General features: G+C 59.3%; 13 protein-coding genes. 6 read left to right on the top strand and 7 right to left on the bottom strand.

The features are described from left to right. Nucleotides 1-25 precede the first annotated feature (25 nt). The 4 genes from ASD07_RS30575 to ASD07_RS00250 all read left to right on the top strand — a co-directional run bounded on the left by ASD07_RS30575 (nt 26) and on the right by ASD07_RS00250 (nt 7,341). Nucleotides 26-310: a hypothetical protein gene (locus ASD07_RS30575; RefSeq protein ID WP_156397793.1), complete on the top strand. Its 285-nt coding sequence runs from the start codon at nt 26-28 to the stop codon at nt 308-310. Next, complete coding sequence (locus tag ASD07_RS00260) at nt 307-2,076, top strand: AI-2E family transporter (RefSeq protein ID WP_055923463.1); 1,770 nt, start codon at nt 307-309, stop codon at nt 2,074-2,076. Before ASD07_RS30575 ends, ASD07_RS00260 begins: the two co-directional genes overlap by 4 nt. Nucleotides 2,077-2,088: 12 nt before the next feature. After that, complete coding sequence (locus ASD07_RS00255) at nt 2,089-5,049, top strand: sensor histidine kinase (RefSeq protein ID WP_082507026.1); 2,961 nt, start codon at nt 2,089-2,091, stop codon at nt 5,047-5,049. Between the two features lie 87 nt (nt 5,050-5,136). Beyond that, on the top strand, nt 5,137-7,341 hold the full coding sequence (locus ASD07_RS00250; protein ID WP_055923460.1) for an OsmC domain/YcaO domain-containing protein: 2,205 nt from the start codon (nt 5,137-5,139) through the stop codon (nt 7,339-7,341). Here ASD07_RS00250 and ASD07_RS00245 read toward each other — a convergent pair. Next, nucleotides 7,338-8,315 carry an NAD-dependent epimerase/dehydratase family protein gene (locus tag ASD07_RS00245; RefSeq protein WP_055923457.1) on the bottom strand — a complete coding sequence of 326 codons (978 nt, stop codon included), beginning with the start codon at nt 8,313-8,315 and terminating at the stop codon, nt 7,338-7,340. The two genes, ASD07_RS00250 and ASD07_RS00245, sit on opposite strands and share 4 nt — an antisense overlap. Nucleotides 8,316-8,410: 95 nt before the next feature. Between ASD07_RS00245 and ASD07_RS00240 the strand changes: the two genes are divergently transcribed. Next, the gene (locus ASD07_RS00240; RefSeq protein ID WP_055923454.1) at nt 8,411-9,316 is read left to right on the top strand and encodes a LysR family transcriptional regulator; all 906 of its coding nucleotides are present in this window, start codon (nt 8,411-8,413) and stop codon (nt 9,314-9,316) included. A gap of 276 nt (nt 9,317-9,592) precedes the next feature. Here the strand turns inward: ASD07_RS00240 and ASD07_RS00235 are convergent, their stop codons facing one another. From ASD07_RS00235 to ASD07_RS00225, 3 genes are all read right to left on the bottom strand, one after another. Further along, on the bottom strand, nt 9,593-10,438 hold the full coding sequence (locus ASD07_RS00235) for a hypothetical protein (protein WP_055923451.1): 846 nt from the start codon (nt 10,436-10,438) through the stop codon (nt 9,593-9,595). Between the two features lie 9 nt (nt 10,439-10,447). Continuing rightward, nucleotides 10,448-11,116 (bottom strand): DUF6345 domain-containing protein, encoded by a 669-nt coding sequence (locus ASD07_RS00230; RefSeq protein ID WP_156397792.1) that lies wholly within the window; start codon nt 11,114-11,116, stop codon nt 10,448-10,450. Between the two features lie 231 nt (nt 11,117-11,347). Further along, a complete protein-coding gene (locus tag ASD07_RS00225; RefSeq protein ID WP_055923446.1) occupies nt 11,348-12,175 on the bottom strand; it encodes a CAP domain-containing protein in 828 nt (275 codons plus the stop codon). Nucleotides 12,176-12,612: 437 nt separating this feature from the next. On the opposite strand from ASD07_RS00225, the gene ASD07_RS00220 reads away from it, so the two are divergent. After that, on the top strand, nt 12,613-13,950 hold the full coding sequence (locus tag ASD07_RS00220) for a 3-oxoacyl-ACP reductase (protein WP_055923444.1): 1,338 nt from the start codon (nt 12,613-12,615) through the stop codon (nt 13,948-13,950). Nucleotides 13,951-14,030: 80 nt separating this feature from the next. On the opposite strand, the gene ASD07_RS00215 is transcribed toward ASD07_RS00220, so the two are convergent. The 3 genes from ASD07_RS00215 to ASD07_RS00205 all read right to left on the bottom strand — a co-directional run bounded on the left by ASD07_RS00215 (nt 14,031) and on the right by ASD07_RS00205 (nt 17,844). Further along, nucleotides 14,031-14,639, bottom strand: a complete 609-nt coding sequence (locus ASD07_RS00215; RefSeq protein WP_055923442.1) for a hypothetical protein — start codon at nt 14,637-14,639, stop codon at nt 14,031-14,033. Then, nucleotides 14,636-15,559 carry a hypothetical protein gene (locus ASD07_RS00210; protein ID WP_156397791.1) on the bottom strand — a complete coding sequence of 308 codons (924 nt, stop codon included), beginning with the start codon at nt 15,557-15,559 and terminating at the stop codon, nt 14,636-14,638. Before ASD07_RS00210 ends, ASD07_RS00215 begins: the two co-directional genes overlap by 4 nt. 140 nt (nt 15,560-15,699) lie before the next feature. Then, a complete protein-coding gene (locus tag ASD07_RS00205; RefSeq protein ID WP_055923438.1) occupies nt 15,700-17,844 on the bottom strand; it encodes a hypothetical protein in 2,145 nt (714 codons plus the stop codon). Nucleotides 17,845-18,132 lie beyond the last annotated feature (288 nt).

Raw genomic sequence — 18,132 nt, 5'->3', positions numbered from 1 at the left:
CCTCCTTGAGTGGAATCCTTTCCAATTGCTGGTAGGCAATATTGTCCATCTGAACAACAAAGTCAAGCGTGCGCTGCAACTTCTGCCAAACAAGCGGCATCGCAGTCAGCTTTTGTTGAAGCCGCTGAAAAGAGCTATCGCGTCCGCGCGGCGCGTGGTGTCAGGCGGCAGCAGGAAATGCGCCGCCAAGGGCAGTTTTATCACCGTAAGGAGGAAGAAGATCAAGTATGATGGCTGCCGGCGCAAATCCAGCCAGCAGACCCCTTCAAGATTTGCATTGTCCCTGATGCCTGTAGCGGAAACCGTATGAAAGTGAATTTTGCCGTCACGGCGGCTTGTGTCCTTGGCCTTCTCTACTTCGGCCGGGAGGTATTGCAACCGGTCGTAACGGCGCTGGTGTTGAGCCTTGCGCTGGCACCGCTGATTCGTTCGATGGGCAGCCTGGGCCTGTCGCGCGTCAATGCCACTTTTGCGGGACTGGCACTGGTGATCGTGACGTTTGCCGGCACCTTCGCGATGCTGGGCGCAAACGTGATGGCGCTGACGTCCGACCTGCCTGAATACACCGCCGAAATCCGTTCCAAGTCCAAATCGCTGGAGGAACTGGCCCAGCATCCGCTGGCTCGCCTTACTCCGCAACTGCTGGAAGAATCACCCTCGGCAGCACTTGAAACGGGCCCGCGGCCGGTACCGGTGGAAATCCGCGAGCACGCCAGCACCAGCGATTCGATCGCCAAGGCGATTGGCGTGGTCTCAGGCCCATTGGGCGAAGCTTTCCTCGTGCTGGTACTGATGATCTTCATCCTGCTGGACCGTGAAAATTTGCGGGACCGCGTACTGCGGCTGGTCGGCCAGCGCGAAGTGAGCCGCACGATCAAGGGCCTGGAAGACGCGGCGGAGGGTGTTTCCAGGTTCTTCTTCACGCAATTGCTGCTGAACCTGACTTTTGGCGTGGTGATCTCGATTGCGCTTTGGCTGATCGGCATCCCGCACGCCATGCTATGGGGCGCACTCTGCGCCGCGCTTCGTTTTGTGCCCTATATTGGCGCACTGATCGCTGGGGCTGCCATTGCACTTTTTGCCGCTGCGGTCGAACCTGGGTGGTCGCTTGCCATTTACGCCATTGTGCTGTTCATCGTGCTCGAAGTATTCGTTGCGAATGTCATCGAGCCGCGCGTGTATGGACACAGCGTCGGCATGTCGCCGCTGGCGGTGATTGTCTCGGCATTGTTCTGGGGCGCGATCTGGGGGCCGTTAGGACTGCTTCTCTCCACGCCGCTGACGCTGTGCATCGTGGTTGGCGGCCGCTATATCAAGAGCCTGGAGCCGATCAGCATCATGTTCGCGGAGTCGCCAAATACCAATGAGGCGCAGCGCTTCTACCACCGGGTGCTGAGCGGCGATGCGAACGCGATTATCGAGGATGCGCGCGCTTTCCTGCGCAAATCGACCTTGGCGCGTTATTGCGACAAGGTGCTGTTGCCTGGCCTCGCAATGGCTGGGACGGACCTGCAGACCGGCCAGGAAAGCCGTTTGCGGGCGACAGTGGCAATGGTCGCCGATGCCCTGGACGCCGGCCACGCGCCGAGCCGTGCGCGCCGGCGCAACATCTCCATGCTCGTTGAAAATGTTGGCGCCCATCTGCGGCACCAGCGCGAAGAAAGGCTGGGTCGCTGGCAGGGTTCGCTGGACGTGCCTGCACGTTCGGTCATCGTCTGCACCTCCATGCCGGGCGTGCGCGAGGAGTTCCTGAGCGAATTGCTGGTTCTGGTTTTCCGCGATGCGAAACTGGACGCACGCAGTTTCGTTCTCAATCCGGGCGGACCTGAAGACGATCCCGGGGCCGACAACCTCGTTTCCACGGTATTCGTCACGTATCCAATACAAAGCGCCCCTGCGGCCTGGATTGCAGCCGTCACCGAGCTGCGCGCCGCGTTGCCCGACGTTCAACTGGTCACGATCCGCCCTCGCGACGATGTCGGGAATGAACACGCGACTGTTGCCTCGCACGTCGACCTGGTACTCCAATCGTTTGAAGAGGCTCTTGCGTTCGTCGCGCCAAGCAAGATCGGCTAGAATGCGCGGCAGATGATCCAGCGAGCACTTCAATACCTGTTTTTCCTCTGCCTGGCGACCGTGCTGCGGCCAGCTTTGGCCGAAGCACCGGGCCCATTGCTCGTTGGTTACACGCATACGGCCTGGAACGAACTCGATGGTGCGCCGGCAGGTGCCACGAAATTTGCGCAAGGCGCCGATGGCTGGCTATGGATTTCGTCGCCGACAGGCTTGTATCGCTTCGATGGCGTGAGTTTTGAACGCACCGAACGCGTCTTCGGGCACCAGCTTGAGTCCAGCAATGTGATGGCTCTGGCCGCCGCGCCGGATGGAGCGCTCTGGGTCGGATACCGCGCCGGCGGCGTATCCGTGTTCCGCAAAAATGGGGCGCACACGTATACCGAGAACGATGGCTTGCAGCCGGTTGGGGCTTTGCACATAGAGGTGGCGCCGGATGGTGCTACCTGGGTTGCGATGCGCGACGGCGTAGCGGTGCTGCCTGCGGGCGGCAAGCGCTTCCACCATCTCGGTCCGGAAGCCGGCCTGCCAACGCTGGGCGTCTTCCAGATCCTGTTTTCCCGCGATGGCACGACCTGGGTCGGGACGAACACGGGCGCCTTCTTCCGGCCACAAGGCGAGGCGCGCTTCAAGCAGGCATGGCCGCGCAAGACACTGGTTTCACTGGCTGAAGCGCCCGATGGGACCATCTGGGGCAATGATTTCGAGCGTGGCTACTACAAGATTCATACTGCTCCTCCGGCCTCGAATCAGGCAGTCCTGCCCGAGGTCGAAGGTGCGCTGATGCGGTTTGACCGCCGCGGCGCCATGTGGATCACCCAGCCCGATGGCCTTGAGCGCAGGCTTGATCCTGCAAAGCGTAGCAATCCGGCACAGCGCCTGTCAATCGAAAACGGGATCAGCGGCCCGATGATAGGGGCGCTGCTCGAGGATCGGGAAGGCAGTCTCTGGATCGCCACCTCGCAAGGAATCGACCGGCTGCGTCCGAATCGCTTACGCACAGTCCCCCTCGAAAAACAGCTGGAGTTTCCTGCACTCGTGAGCGGACCTTCCGGCGACTTGTGGGTGGGGGACTATGCAGGCGACCTGTGGAGTTTTAGCAGGGCAGGGCGCATCAAGCGAGAGGTTGCGGGGAAGCTGACCGCCAGCTATACCGGTCCGGACGGCGTGCTTTGGCTGGGAGGAATGGACGGCGTAGTGCGCCGCGCCACCGATGGCGTGATCAGCATGATTCGCTTCCCGGACGAGCTTAAAACTTTGCGTATCCACGCCATGCAACAGGATCTCGACGGCGCCTTGTGGGTCGCGATTTCTTCAGGCAAAGGTGTCTACAAGATCGTCGATGGCAAATGGATCAAGTGGGGCGGGGTGCAAGGAATCCCGGACTTGCTCACCACGTCAATGGCGCGGGACCAGGATGGCAACTTGTGGATGGCGCACTTGCGCAGCCTGGCCACCATCATCAGCAACGGCAAGGCACGCACCCTCGGCGCGGAACAGGGCCTGCAACTCGGCACGGTAATGACGCTGTACGCCGACGCAGGCAATATGTGGGCCGGGGGCGAGAAGGGTGTCGCGCTGTATCGCAACGGACGCTTTGCCGCGCTACTCGGAGAGCATGCCGAAGGGTTTCGCGGCGTATCCGGCATCGTCCGGATGCCGGGCGGCGACCTGTGGCTGCACGGTGCGGACGGATTGTATCGAGTTCCTGCCGCCGGCCTGGCGGCCTGGATGAAGGATGCCCGCAAGCCTGTCGCCTTCGAACGCTTCGACGCGCACGACGGCATGAAAGGCCATGCGCCGCAGCTGCGTCCTGTGCCATCGTTGAAGCTCGCTCGTGACGGTTTCCTTTGGTACGCAACCACCGGATCTGTCGGCACAATCGATCCCCAAAATATCCTGCGCAACCCCATTGCCCCACCGGTGGAGGTGGTTGGCGTGACCGCCAATGGCCAGCGATATGCGATTCCTGAACGTCACTTGATCCGGCTGCCGGAAGGCACCCGCAGCCTGCAGGTCGATTTCACGGCTTTGAGCCTGGCGCTTCCCGAGCGTGTGCGCCTGCGCTACCGCCTGGCAGGCATGGACCGCGAATGGCAGGAAGCAGTGGGCCGCCGGCAGGCTTACTTCACCAACCTGGCGCCGGGAAAATATCGATTCGAGGTTAACGGATCGAATGAAGATGGCTTGTGGAACAGCAGGGGCGCAGTGCTGGAAATCGATATTCCACCGACCTTTATAGAGAGCACCTGGTTCAAGTTGCTGATGGTGTTTGTCATTGTCATGACCCTGTTTATAGCCTACGCAATGCGCCTGCACTACCTGACCAGGCAGATGCAGGAACGCATGCTCGAGCGCATGGCGGAACGTTCGCGCATCGCGCGCGCCCTGCACGACACACTGCTGCAAAGCGTGCAGTCCTTGCTGCTGTCTTTCGATGCACATAGCAGGTACCTGAAGGAAGGCTCTCCGGAGCGCGATTGCCTGAACCAGACGCTCGACTTCGCAGAGAAGCTGCTGGTGGAGGGGCGCGACCAGATCCTGGACCTGCGCGCATCGGCATCGCAGGAACATCTTGAACAAATACTGGGGCAGTTTGGCAAAGGCCTGGCCGCCCACGGAGCACACGCCTTTGAAGTCAATGTCGACGGAAGCCCGCGCCAGCTGCGCCAGCAGGTGCACGACGAGTTGTACGCCATCGCACGCGAAGGGCTCTTTAACGCTTCGCGCTACGCCGGCGCCAGCCGGATCGAACTCGCCGTTGAATACAGCAGCGACTCGGTCAATGTTCGGATCGCGGATAACGGGCGGGGACTGGACGCAAGCGTCGTCGCATCCGGCCACCGCCCAGGGCATTGGGGCCTGGTCGGCATGCGTGAACGGGCAGGCTGCATCGGCGCAGAGATCGAGATCGACAGCAAACCGGGCGAGGGGACGACGATCTCGGTCACCGTTCCAGCCCAAAAGGCCTATTAGCGGCCGGCGAACTGCCTTTGCGGCGCGCTCAAAAAGAGCCGATAATAGCGGCCACGCTATTTTGAGCACTAAATTTGGAACATTCCCATGGAAATTAAGGTCAACTTTCTCGATAAGCTTCGTTTGGAAGCCAAATTCGACGATTTCACGGTCATCGCAGACCAGCCAATCCGCTATAAAGGGGACGGCTCGGCGCCTGGCCCGTTCGACTATTTCCTGGCTTCGTCGGCCTTGTGCGCGGCATACTTCGTGAAGTTATATTGCTCAACTCGCAATATTCCGACCGAAAACATCCGCCTGTCGCAAAACAATATCGTCGATCCGGAAAACCGCTACCAGCAGATCTTCAAGATCCAGGTCGAGCTGCCGCCGGATATTTCGGCGAAGGACCGCGAGGGCATTTTGCGCTCGATCGACCGCTGCACCGTCAAGAAGGTGGTGCAGGCCGGCCCGGAATTCATCATCGAGGAAGTGGAAAACCTGGATGCCGATGCGCAGGCTTTACTGACCCTTGATGCCGGATCCGGCACAACCACCTACATTCCCGGCAAGGACCTGCCACTGGAACAGACCATCGCCAATATGTCCGGATTGCTGGCGAACCTCGGCATCAAGATTGAAATCGCTTCGTGGCGCAACATCGTTCCCAACGTATGGTCGCTGCACATTCGCGACGCGCATTCGCCGATGTGCTTCACCAACGGCAAGGGCTCGACCAAGGAAAGCGCGCTGGCGTCCGCACTGGGCGAGTACATCGAACGGATCAGCAACAACCATTTCTACGCCGGTGAATTCTGGGGCGAAGACATTGCCAATGCCGACTTTGTACACTACCCGGACGAGCGCTGGTTCAAGCCTGGCCGCAAGGATGCGCTGCCGGCCGAAATCCTGGATAAATACAGCCGCAAGATCTACGACCCCGAAGGCGAACTGCGTGGTTCGCACCTGTACGACACCAATTCCGGCAAGGTCGAACGTGGTATCTGCTCGTTGCCGTTCGTGCGCCAGTCCGACGGCGAGGTGGTGTACTTCCCGACCAACCTGGTAGAGAACCTGTTTGTCAGCAATGGCATGAGCGCCGGTAACACGCTGGCGGAAGCCCAGGTGCAATGCCTGTCCGAGATTTTCGAAAGGGCGGTCAAGCGCGAAATCCTGGAAGGCGAACTGGCATTACCGGACGTACCGCAGGAAGTGCTGGCGAAATATCCCGGCATCGTGGCCGGCATCAAGGGCCTGGAAGAGCAAGGCTTCCCGGTATTGGTGAAGGATGCATCACTCGGCGGAACTTACCCGGTCATGTGCGTGACGCTGATGAATCCCCGCACAGGCGGCGTGTTCGCCTCGTTCGGTGCCCACCCGAGCCTGGAAGTCGCGCTGGAACGCAGCCTTACCGAATTGCTGCAGGGCCGCAGCTTTGAAGGCCTGAACGATTTGCCGCGCCCGACCTTCGTCAGCAACGCTGTGACGGAACCAAACAACTTCGTCGAGCACTTCATCGACTCCAGCGGCATCGTGTCCTGGCGCTTCTTCAGCGCCAAATCGGACTTCGAATTCGTTGAATGGGATTTTTCCGGCCAAGGCGAAAACTCGAATGCAGAAGAAGCCGCAACCCTGTTCGGCATCCTGAAGGACCTAGGCAAGGAATCCTACATGGCGGTCTACGACCAGCTTGGCGCGACTGCATGCCGTATCCTCGTGCCCGGCTATTCGGAAATCTACCCGGTAGAAGACCTGATCTGGGATAACACCAACAAGGCGCTCCAGTTCCGCAGCGATATCCTGAACCTGCATCGCCTCGATGACGATGGCCTGGACGAATTGCTGGAACGCCTGGAAAACAGCGAGCTTGATGAGTACGGCGATATCGCCACCCTGATCGGCATCGAGTTCGATGAGAACACCGTGTGGGGCCAGCTCACGGTCCTGGAACTGAGGCTGCTGATTAACCTCGCCCTCAACGAATACGAAGCCGCAAAAGAGCTGGTTGAGTCCTTCCTGCAGTACAACGACAACACGCTGGACCGTGGCCTGTTCTACCAGGCTCTCAGCGCAGTGCTGGAAGTACTGCTGGACGAAGAGATGGAACTGGACGATTACGTCGTCAATTTCCGCCGCATGTTCGGCGACGAGAAGATGGATGCGGTAATCGGCTCGGTCGACGGCAGCGTGCGTTTCTACGGCCTGACCCCAACCAGCATGAAGCTGGAAGGGCTCGACAGGCACCAGCGTAAGATCGACAGCTACCGCAAACTGCACGCGGCGCGCGCCAAGGCAGCGGCCAAGTCGAACTAAGCGCCGGAAGGAAGGCAGCCAAGGCTGCCAAGCGTGCGGGTGAGGGCGGTTTCCAGTGGAGTATGCGGTTCGGTGCCGAGCACTTGCCGCAGCTTCTGGTTTTCCATCCGCACAGCACGCAGCCACAAGTAGCGCATTTCCATCATTTCCCGCAAGGTCTCGTTGAACGGTGCGGCGAGACGAATCAGCCACCAGGGAAAGGCCTTCAGCTTCGGCAGCTTCGCACCGTGGGCGGCGACCACGCGCTGGATTGCCTGTCCGAATCCGGTGCCGTCATGGTCCCAATAGCCGGCCATGTGATAGCTGGCAAAGACCGGCAGTTCATCGCGCTTATCCAGTAGCGCAATCATGGTGGCCGCCACGTCCGGCAAGTAGGCATATTGATGGCCAACACCAGGCGCGCCGGGCAGTTTTACTTCGGCGGGCACTTCGCCGGGACGGATCATGCCTTGCGAAAGCCAGTTATTGCGCGCACCGGGACCAAAGAAATCACCCGCACGGACAACGATGACGCGCACCATTCCTTGCTCGCTTGCCTCCCGCAGGCGCTGCTCCATTTCGACGCGAATCTTGCCTTTACGTGTAAGAGGGCGCTGCAGCGAATCCTCATGCAGGACCGGGAAAGCGTCGGGACCGTAGTTATAGACGGTTCCCGGCAGGACGACGGTCGCACCTTGCGCAGCCGCCGCAGCGATCGTGTTTTCGATCATAGGCAAAACCTGCTGGCCCCAGCCGCGATAGCCAGGCGGATTCACCGCATGGACGATCACTGCGCAACCTTCAGACGCCCTGCGTACATCGTGCGCGATCAACGCGTCGCCTTCGACCCATTCGACGCCATCTGCCAGCCGGCTTGCTGTGCCCAGGCCGCGCTTCAGCGCCCGAACTCGCCAGCCTTGCGCTACGAGCTGACGCAGCATTTCGCCGCCGATACCACCGCTAGGGCCGAGAACCAATACCGATTTAGCTTCCATGATTTGCTCCGTTAAGTTGACTATGAGGCAAATTATGGCCAAACTCAGACTAAACGAAAATTCCCTAAAGCTTTTCATCGGCTATACAAATTTGCATGACAACCTCGATTCCCTGGGATCTTTACCGAAGCTTCCTGCATGTTTTGAACGCCCAGTCGCTATCCGGCGCCGCCCGATCCCTGGGATTGACGCAGCCGACTGTCGGCCGCCACATATCCGAGCTGGAATCCAGCCTCGGCCTGGCCCTGTTTACGCGCTCCCAATCGGGGCTGCAGCCGACAGAAGCTGCATTGCAGTTGCGCAATCAGCTCGAAGAAATGCAGCACGCCGCCGCGTCGATTGAACGCAGCGCCCGAGGCCACAACGCCGTTCGCGGCGCCGTGCGCATTTCCGCAAGCGAAGTTGTAGGCGTGGAGATCCTGCCGTTGATCCTGGCGCCGCTTCGGGCTGAATATCCGGAGTTGGCGATTGAACTCGTGCTCAACGACGCAGTCCAGGATTTGCTTGGCCGGGAGGTCGACATCGCCGTGCGTATGACGCAGCCGCAGCAGGATCTGTTACTGGCGCAGCGCGTCGGCGAGGTTGCACTGGGATTCTATGCGCACGAAGATTATCTGGCGGCCCGCGGCACGCCGAAAACCTTGGCCGACCTGGCCGCCCACAGCCTGATCGGATTTGATATGGAGACGCCATTCCTGCGGTCGGCCAGTGCCAAATTGGGCGGATGGAAGCGCGAAGGATTCGCGTACCGCTGCGACAGCAATCTGGCGCAAATGGCGCTGGTTCGTGCCGGCGCAGGCATTGGCGGGTATCAGGTTGGACTGGCGGCTCGGGATAAAAAGCTGGTGCGGGTCCTGGCTAAAGAAATGAACATGACGATGACGACATGGGTAACCATGCATTCCGATCTACGCCAAAGTGCGCGTTGCAAAACGGTTTTTGACGCATTGGTGTCCGGCCTGAAGGAAGTGTGGGAAACTCCGAACGGCCCTAAGGAATGACATTTGAACCAAGCAAGGACAGTGCTGCGGCGTTGCAAGACTTCGCATAATCTATATTATGTCAAATGCAGTATATAGTCGCCGTGCACTATGCCGGGCAATGACGCCCCAACGGCAGCGCCTTGACTTAATGAACATGTCCAATCGCAAAAATATGGTCTGTTCCCGGGATCTATCCCGTTGTAACAAGGATTGAGTCGACTCATTTATGTGATTGCAAATGATCGTCGGGTCGCCCCTTCCTGAGGTCGAAGGGGCTTACGATGGCATCGTCGATTAATACGCTGCCATTGCGCGCAACTCCGTCATCCCGGCACGGCTCTTTGTCTCTACGGATACGGCCGGCACATAGCGCATGAAATCGTAGCGCGGCAATGCTGGGGTCGACACGGTTCCGGAAAGTGCGAATACCGGGACGATCATGCCCTGCACTTCGCGCGGAGGCAGCGCAAAGAAACCAACCTGGCAGTCATGGAACTGGACTGAAGCCTCACCAGCGCGCAGCTGTGCAAAACTTTCATCGCGCATCAGGATGTCCGTCAGGTGGTCTGGTGAGAGCGTTATCGCTTCACCGGCCACATCGACTTCGCGCCAGAACCGTAGCAGCTCGTCCATGTTGCCGCCTTCACCGAGCGCTACCTGGATTTTGGCGCCCGGGCCAAAGCATGGGAGCCCGGCTTCCTTGAAGCGCATATTCACCTGGCGCGCAATCGGAAACACGGTTTCTTCCTTGTCGCCGGCCTTGCGGAAGCTGTACTCAAAGTCCGTGACTGAATGCACGGCTGCGGAGCTGTGCATCAGGTCGAGCTCGCGCAGTCTTTTCATGGCCAGGTCGATGGCTTCCTTTTCGTCGGGCAGGCGTGGCTGGTATTCTGCTTCACTTTTCTGGCCTGGACGGGTGCTGTAGCGCACCGAGCCGGTGGCCACGAAATATTCCAGTGAAGACCGCTCGTCGCGTGCAATCATGCGCGCCCCCATATCCTGCGGCCGTGCTTGCACGCCGAAACGTTCGGCAAATTTGCTGGCAAGGTCCATCGCGGCGCCTTCGATACGGCGTGGACGTAACAGGCATACCGATTGCTGCGCTGGCATTTTGGGGAAGGTAAACAGTTCGTAGTTCATGAGGATCTCCTAGCAAGCGCCGCGCAGGTAGTAATGGATAGCCGGAACATCGGGGTCGGACGAGACAAAGCCCTTGCCGTGCCAATGGTCCTCATAAGTATTGGTGCCGCTGGCGTCGGCCCGAAGGTAGGCCCAACGGCAGTCGGAGCCTTCGGTTTCCTGGGCGGCCGCGATCCAGGCGTCGCGCACGCGCCATCCGTTGTTGAGGTGGTCGGCGAAGTAGCGGCCACGGTTGGTCTCGTCATGGCACACGGTATCGAAGCCCAGCATGTAATGCAGGCCGGTGAAAGAAGGTCCCCAGCGGTCAAACACGCCTTCGCGCTGCAAGACCTGGCAGGCATGGAAAGCGATCCACTCTAGATCGATATCGCCCAGGCGCACTTCACCAGGCGTGGCCTGGCCGCTGTCGATCGTGGTGCCGAAGATCGGTCCCTGCGAATTGCCGTGACCCGCGAAGAATGCGATGTCGACATTGTCCGCCCAGGAACTGTCGCCGCCGGACATCGGGCTGCCGGCGCCCTGCTGTTCAAAATCCCTGTCCCACGCCGAGTTGTCGCCCCAGGCGAATTGGCGGACCGCGTGGAGCGTATTGTAGAAGCCTTCAGCTGCCGCTTTGGTATTTGAGACGTCTGCGGCACGCCCGTTGTACTTCATGACCCATTCAATGCCCATTCCCATGATGTATCTCCGTTGTTGGTTCGAGATGCCCCCCTGGTACTGCCCGGTGGGATGTCCTGAACTTTACGGAGATAGTCAGCCTCGGTGATCCGTGCTAGTACCTAACTTTGGCGCCCTGCTCCACCTAAAATACGCCGGACGTGGCGCACTACAGGTCTGGCACGATCCAGCATCAGATCACGGACGTAGCTGGCCCTCAGGCATCTTGTACTGTGCCAGCAAGTCCACTGTTCAAGGGATGAAGAACGTAACGCTGTACTGGAACGACTTGGCCTGGCCGCCGACTTTTACGTTGCTGATCGACACATTGAACTTGGTGTCGGACGGCGAGCGGGACCACTCGCTTGCGTCAGCGGTCAGCTTCCAGTTCATGGTGTTGTCGCCATAACCGTCCGGCAATGGACCGACACTGCCGACGGAGAGCACCTTGCCCTGGTCGTTGCTCATCGCCACGCTCGCGCCACTGAAATCCGCGCCGGGCAAGGAGAAGCTCCACGGGTGGCTTGGGTCGGCCACTTTGGAAGTCCAAGGCACATAGCCGCGTGATGGCCAGGCGATGCCCGTTTCCGTCACACCAGCCGGTGCGGCAACGGTGCCGCCGAATACCCATAAAGTGTTGGCCCGCGTAGTGTCGCCAGTGCCAACCTCGCCCAGGCGCGAATAGAGCACCCAGCGGCGGTGTCCCAGGCTCGGCGTGCCGTTATCGACAATATACGCGCGCACGGCATTTGGCCCTGCGTTGCCCAGTGCCAGGTTGGAGCTGCCCGCTGCGGTCGCACCGTCTGCCGTGTAGCAATTCCACGAAGATGGCGGAGAGTGGCTTAACTGCGAATTTGCTTCCATCATCAAGGCCGCTTGCTGCGCCATCGCAGAATGCGTGAGATTCAGGGAGACGTTCCCTGGCAGTCCAGCCAGCACGCGGAAGCTGTTCACCGTATTAACGACCGCCGCCTTATATTCAGCAGAGGTGGTACCGGCTACACAGCCCTGGGTTGAACCCGTCCACTGCATGGGAACCGAAAACGCGGGCAGCATGGTGGCGTCGTAGAAAGCGGCCACTTCCGCCCTGCTGTTAACGTTAATCGCCGTCGTCCCGCCGGTAGATGGCGTGGTTGGAGTGGTCGGCGTCGTCGGCGTCGTTGGATTTGTTGGAGTCGTCGGTGTTGTTGGTGTCGTGGACGGCTGCACTGACGGCTTGGATGACTCGGAACCACCGCTGCCGCAACCCGCGATCACCACAGTCAGAGCTGCCGCCAGAATTCGCGCCCTCGGGGACGCAGTTGTCATTTTCATCATTAGCTTATTTTATTGCCATGCGGCACAATTAATTGAGCCAGCATTATCACTTAGACACGGCAGATCTAGCGTTTGATTGGCACAAAAACCATAGTGTGTGCGCTCTACACGTCATTGGGCTAGAGGCAGTTGCCCATCGGTTTTCCGCGGTTCGGTAGTATAGTCGCGCCTCAACACGTCAATTTGCCCTGAAATCGAACATGCCCGATACCCTGATCAAGATTAACCGTTGGCCCGTCATCGGGCCGATTGTCCGCGCCATTGGCCTGCCTAATCCGACGGAGTTGCGGCGCTCTGCGGCGGCTTATGTCGCGCAGCCCTTCATTTCGCAGTCGTATTTGCTCGCGAAGGCCGAGGGAGCTTACGCCTCGTCCGCACTTGCCGCCGCGCTTCAAGCTGCCGGCGCAAAGGAAGCGACGGAATTGATCGACATCTTTGTGGTGGACGCTACGGGCTGCCGGACTGTCGGCGATTTGCGCGCGGTGTATTGCGCGTTTAATCAACACATAAGTTGCATCGCACGCAATGGACGCGTCCTTCTTATTGCTCCGCCTTTCAGTGCCGCATCGGATCCCCTAGCAGCAGCCGTGGCGCGCGGTTTGGAAGGACTGGTCCGTTCGCTAGGTAAGGAACTTGGCCGGCGCGGCGTGACAGCGAACCTGGCCAGCGTGACGCCACAGGCTTTGGACCGGCTCGACGGCGTGGTGCGCTTCTTCTGCGGGCCTCAATGCGCCTACGTCTCCGGCCAGGCAGTCCATGTCTCGTCCGAAACTTCCGCGCCAGGCGCCCTGCCCTCAACCGCAACCCTGGCCGGCAAACTCGCTTTGGTGACCGGTGCGGCACGCGGCATTGGCCTGGCAACGGCTGAACGCCTGGCGCAAGAAGGCGCCAAAGTGGTGGCACTCGATATTCCTGCTTCCGCCGACGAATTGAATGTCGTCGCAAGCCGGATTGGCGCTTCGCCGCTGGCGCTCGATATCGCTGCACCTGAAACTCCGGCAGCGCTTGCCCGATTCATCAGGGAGAACTTTGGCGGCGTCGACATCGTCGTGCATAACGCCGGCATTACGCGCGACCGAACCCTGGCGAAAATGGAAGCGCGCCAGTGGGATCAGGTGCTGGAGATCAACCTGTCGGCCATCGCAGCAATCGACAAGCTGCTGATGGATGAGGCACTGCTGCGGGAGAACGGCCGCGTGGTTTGCATGTCTTCGATCAGCGGAATCGCGGGCAATTTTGGCCAGACCAACTACGCCACATCGAAGGCGGCCCTGATAGGCTACGTCGCAGCGCATGCGCCCTTGCATGCGGCGCGCGGGATCACCTTCAATGCGGTCGCACCAGGCTTCATCGAGACGCCGATGACCCGGAAAGTGCCTTTCCTGACGCGTGAGATTGGCCGTCGCCTCAATTCACTATCCCAGGGCGGCCAGCCGCGCGACGTCGCAGAACTGGTGACTTTCCTCTGCACCCCCGGCGCTTGCGGTATCAACGGGCAAACCATCCGGGTCTGCGGCCAAGGACTGATGGGCGCTTGAGTTCCGATAAACGGTCCGGTGGCCGCAAACACCTATAAGTGACGATGAGTGAAATTGCCGTCTAAGCCAACATGTGGGTCTTAATCAGTGTGCTTTATTTCCTTATCCTTCAGATTTCTCCAGACAACGATGACAACAGTAAATAGGGCGGTGGTGATCAGAAATACAATTGCGGCATAGTAGCGCACAAAGCGATTGATGATGTAGTCACGTGACTCCTTCTCCCACAGGAGACTAAACCCGAAAACGGTGTCTACGCCCCCAAGGGCGGCTACTGCGGAAGCGACATCTCGGCCTGCCAGCAGTTCTTTACCTTTTGCATGGTACTCACCTCGTATGACCAACCGCTGCGCAGTCTCAGGTACGCCATTGGGATACCTGAACGTATACTTGAGTGCCATTTCGTCGAATGAAAAGTAGAGGAATATTGCACCTACACAGCATAAAATTCCGACGGCGGCCCATAAGCGTTGCGTAACAACTCTGCTCCTCGCTCGGATAAATGGCATCAGCGAAAGAAACACGACCAGAGTCCCAAGCGCGACAAAATTGACCGTCCGATCGGCGCCATTCATCTGCGGAAGTAGGTCTTTGAGAATTGAGCCGAATAAGGCGAAGGTAGAGCACACCAGCGCGGCCCCAGCACTAATGACTGCAATTGGGCCCGCGAACGGGCTTCCCGCCTTCACCGCCCCACCTGATCCAACTTTACAACTTGTCCTTCGTAGAAAGTCAGCTCAGCGGGACCGGTCGATGCCATATTCGCGTGTACCGGAGCAAACTGAATCTTTCCACCCCGAATTAACGGAAGCATCGCCTTGAAGGCGTCTTTGGGTCCAACCCAAACACGCAGGTCACTGACTGGCATGTGGGCTTCAGATGGCGATGCCAGCTTTTCAAACGAGAGTTCAACCAGCAGGTCTTCAACCAGCTCTACGGGAAATCTCTCCGGATGATGGAACATGTCCTTTGGCAACGCATAGACTCGCAACCCTGACATCTGTTTGGCATCTGTTTCGCTGACTAGAACCATTACTTTGATATCACGATGTTGCAGCGGTTCCTGGCCTTGACTTATCCTGGCTTGCATTGAGTGTAACGGTACAGTAGCGTCGCGTAGCGCTGCGAGGTCGGCATCATTGATCCCGCCTGACTTCGTGAACGCCTTCGATTCCAGTTGCATCGCTTCGACGTTCGCATTTGCTAATAAGTACTTTGTCATCGCGAGGTCAACGCGGCTGTATCGGGCCTGCCTTTCTTCCACAAATTTTGCACTCGCTTGGAACTGCCCTACCAGCTGCTGGTGCTTAACCAAGGTTGCAGCATTTGTGTAGCTTTGTCTCGGCAGCAGTTGTAGGCGCTCCTTTGCTGCTGAAGCGTTAGTGAACTGAACCTCCAACGTCGGTTTCGTTCTCTCGGCCATGCGAAAGCGATCCGCCAACGATTGACCCTCTGTTCGTTCTAAAGCAGTTTCATAGCTTTTCGTCTTTCCCGGAAATTTCTCGGCATTTCTCAGTGTGGGGATTGATGCAGCCTCGCGAGGCAACGACTGTTCCTGAGCTATAGCAACGGCTGACAACAGGCAACTAAGAATAAGCATTGATTTCATTTCTCTCCCCTTAATGCTGTCCCGCCATCGGCTCACTATATTCCGATATTAATCTCTGAAATTGCGCACTTTCTCACCTTTCTGATTACAAATGCATCCGGTGCTAACAACAGCAAGGGGCCGAAGCCCCTGCCCATGCGTCAAGCCGGTTCTGCAAGATCCTTCAGCCCATCCTTGATCTTCAGCCCTTTGGCCTTATTGGTCAGCTCCTTGGCCAATTGTTTGCCTGGCGCCGTGCTTGGGCCTGCGTCCTTCACCCAAGCCGCAGCACGCTTCAATTCCGCTGGGCTCATGACCGTGCTGCTGTCGATCAGCTTGGCAGCGGCGGCAAAGTCGGCTTTACGTTCACGGAAACGAGTCGCCATGCGTTTGGCTTCGACGTAGGCAAAGTGCGGGCGCAGCACCGGGTTGGCAATCGCTGCATCGATCGCAGCCAAGCCTTCGTGCAGGTGGTCGCCGCCAATAGCCAGCGACAGCAGCGAATCCGGCGTCGACAGCACTTTCAGCGCCGCCTCGGCGTGCGCCTGGTCGACTGCGGAAGTCACCATGACCGTGTTTTCGCCGGTGCAGGTGCATTCCAGGCCGCCATTGTCCCAGCGGGCTTCCACGATGATCCGGTAAGCGCCAGGCATCGGGAACAGCGCGCCCTGGCCGCCGCGCAGCAGGGTCAGGGAATGCTCCACCGTGTCTTGCGCATCCAGTGGCTGGACCTGGTCGTCTTCCACGCAAATGACGATGGGCGCGAAGGTGCGAATGGTGCCGCATGGGTCGATCACCTTGCCGCGCACAATACCGCTCTTCATGCTCAGGGTGTTTGGTGCGGCGATCGGGGCGCTGGTCTGGTTCTGCAGCGTGATGTTCAGGCGAACCGGGGCACCGATCGGAACTGCGCTGGCGACAGGCATCACGAACATGCTCAGGCCGTCGATTTCCAGTTCCATGTCGGTTGGGCTGATCGGGGTCGAACCGTAGGAGGTGCCGAACGGAAGGCCGCCAGGACGCACGTAGATATCCGGCATATGGCGCAGGCGCTTCGCATCATCCGGGTTATAGGACCACTGGATGTTCGCCGGGAATTGCAGGCTGCCCGGATTGAGCGAGCGTGAGGCGATCACGTCGGTGGTGCACAGGTAGCCGTTATCGGCGGTGTTGTGGTACAGGCCCATGGCATGGCCGATTTCGTGCACCGCGGTGCGGAAGTATGGCGCAGCAGCCGTGCCGAAACGCTGGCCTGCAACGGTGCCCCACTCCGCTGTGTTCGGCATGGTCCAGTGTGAGGAAATGGCGCAGCCTTCACGCGGGACGTTGTTGGAGTCCGTGCCGCTGTTGTCGTACATGATGCCGCGTTCGGTTTCGTCCAGACGGCGCATGGCCAGCACATGGTAACGCCATTCGACATCCAGGTTGGACGCGTCGCGCTTGGCCAGCATTGCGGCATGGGCTTCGCCGTTAGACCATGAGATGCCGCTCGGCTCGACGACATTATTGTTGCTTTGGATCGCGGTGATGTTCCAGTCCACGCTCTTGCCGATCACAGCCCAGTCCACACCCGCGCCGTTGCTGATGACGGCTTCGGACTGGCTGACGCGGTCCACTTCGATGGTCGCTTTGCGCAGGAAGTCGGAGACCCAGCCCATCGTCAGGCGGCCGACCACCACGTTGGAAGCGTTTTTGACGTCGCCTGCCAGGTAGTGGCTCGGCTCAGGGAAGCCGGCTGGCGCTGCCTGCCATGTCATCTGGGCCGTCAACTCTTCCTTGCTCCAGGTGCCGCCGGTATTCCAGGCGCCGGGATTCTTGGTGAAGCGCCACATCTCGAAGCCCAGCGTGAAGCTGTTGCCGAAGGTGAAGTTCTCCAGGATCTTGGTGACCCGCAGGTAATAGCGATAGCGGCTGCGGGACAGGATGGGAATGCCGCTGGCGGGATTGGGACCCGACAGGAGCAGTGGCCGTGCAAGGTCGGCCGGCAGCGCGCTCTTCAGCGGCAGGAACAGGACCGGGCGCTGGTACAGGTCGCCGCTCGCGGTACGTCCGCCTGCATGTTTTTCAACGCGCATCGTGCCGTCGTAAGTCACCAGGCCGATGCCGCTCGGGGTGTAGTTCAGCAGGTAGCAACCTGGGCGCACACTTTTTATCTTGATGAACTCCGGGTTCACCAGTTCGCCGGGGCCGGGAAAATGCGGGTGAATGTCGGCAGCCGATTGAGGCGCCGGCATCTCGAGGGCGTCTGGCAGCGTTGGGAACATCTGGTTCGATTGCATGGCGGAAGCGTTGTTTTGGGCATCCATTGCGAAACTCCTGGTTTGGATATCGGGTATGTGAAGGTGAGGTGAACATGCCGCCTGCGCGATGTGGCGCTGCTGCATGTCGAGCACTTTAGGTGGATGCTGCGATGTCCGAATTGGTGCTGGCACCCAGATTTGGCGGGACGTGCCCCCTAAATTTCAACGCCGCTGGCGATCGCGAAGTGACAGCGGCGCGTTGATGTTGTATTTTGCGCAGCAAGGGCAGCTGGTGAGAATTGGTGTAGATGCTAGCGGTTAAACTTGATTATCGTTGCAAGTCCGACGCCGCCT

The sequence above is a fragment of the Duganella sp. Root336D2 genome (assembly GCF_001425005.1).
Taxonomy (GTDB): domain Bacteria; phylum Pseudomonadota; class Gammaproteobacteria; order Burkholderiales; family Burkholderiaceae_D; genus Rugamonas.
This window is presented reverse-complemented; position numbering and strand designations above follow the sequence as displayed.

What these genes read in the sequence shown, in the direction of transcription:
- ASD07_RS00260 (WP_055923463.1), top strand. Translation starts at nt 307, where the DNA reads ATGAAAGTGAATTTTGCCGTCACGGCGGCTTGTGTCCTTGGCCTTCTC.
- ASD07_RS00255 (WP_082507026.1), top strand. Translation starts at nt 2,089, where the DNA reads ATGATCCAGCGAGCACTTCAATACCTGTTTTTCCTCTGCCTGGCGACC.
- ASD07_RS00250 (WP_055923460.1), top strand. Translation starts at nt 5,137, where the DNA reads ATGGAAATTAAGGTCAACTTTCTCGATAAGCTTCGTTTGGAAGCCAAA.
- ASD07_RS00245 (WP_055923457.1), bottom strand. Translation starts at nt 8,315, where the DNA reads ATGGAAGCTAAATCGGTATTGGTTCTCGGCCCTAGCGGTGGTATCGGC.
- ASD07_RS00240 (WP_055923454.1), top strand. Translation starts at nt 8,411, where the DNA reads ATGACAACCTCGATTCCCTGGGATCTTTACCGAAGCTTCCTGCATGTT.
- ASD07_RS00235 (WP_055923451.1), bottom strand. Translation starts at nt 10,438, where the DNA reads ATGAACTACGAACTGTTTACCTTCCCCAAAATGCCAGCGCAGCAATCG.
- ASD07_RS00230 (WP_156397792.1), bottom strand. Translation starts at nt 11,116, where the DNA reads ATGGGAATGGGCATTGAATGGGTCATGAAGTACAACGGGCGTGCCGCA.
- ASD07_RS00220 (WP_055923444.1), top strand. Translation starts at nt 12,613, where the DNA reads ATGCCCGATACCCTGATCAAGATTAACCGTTGGCCCGTCATCGGGCCG.
- ASD07_RS00210 (WP_156397791.1), bottom strand. Translation starts at nt 15,559, where the DNA reads ATGAAATCAATGCTTATTCTTAGTTGCCTGTTGTCAGCCGTTGCTATA.
- ASD07_RS00205 (WP_055923438.1), bottom strand. Translation starts at nt 17,844, where the DNA reads ATGGATGCCCAAAACAACGCTTCCGCCATGCAATCGAACCAGATGTTC.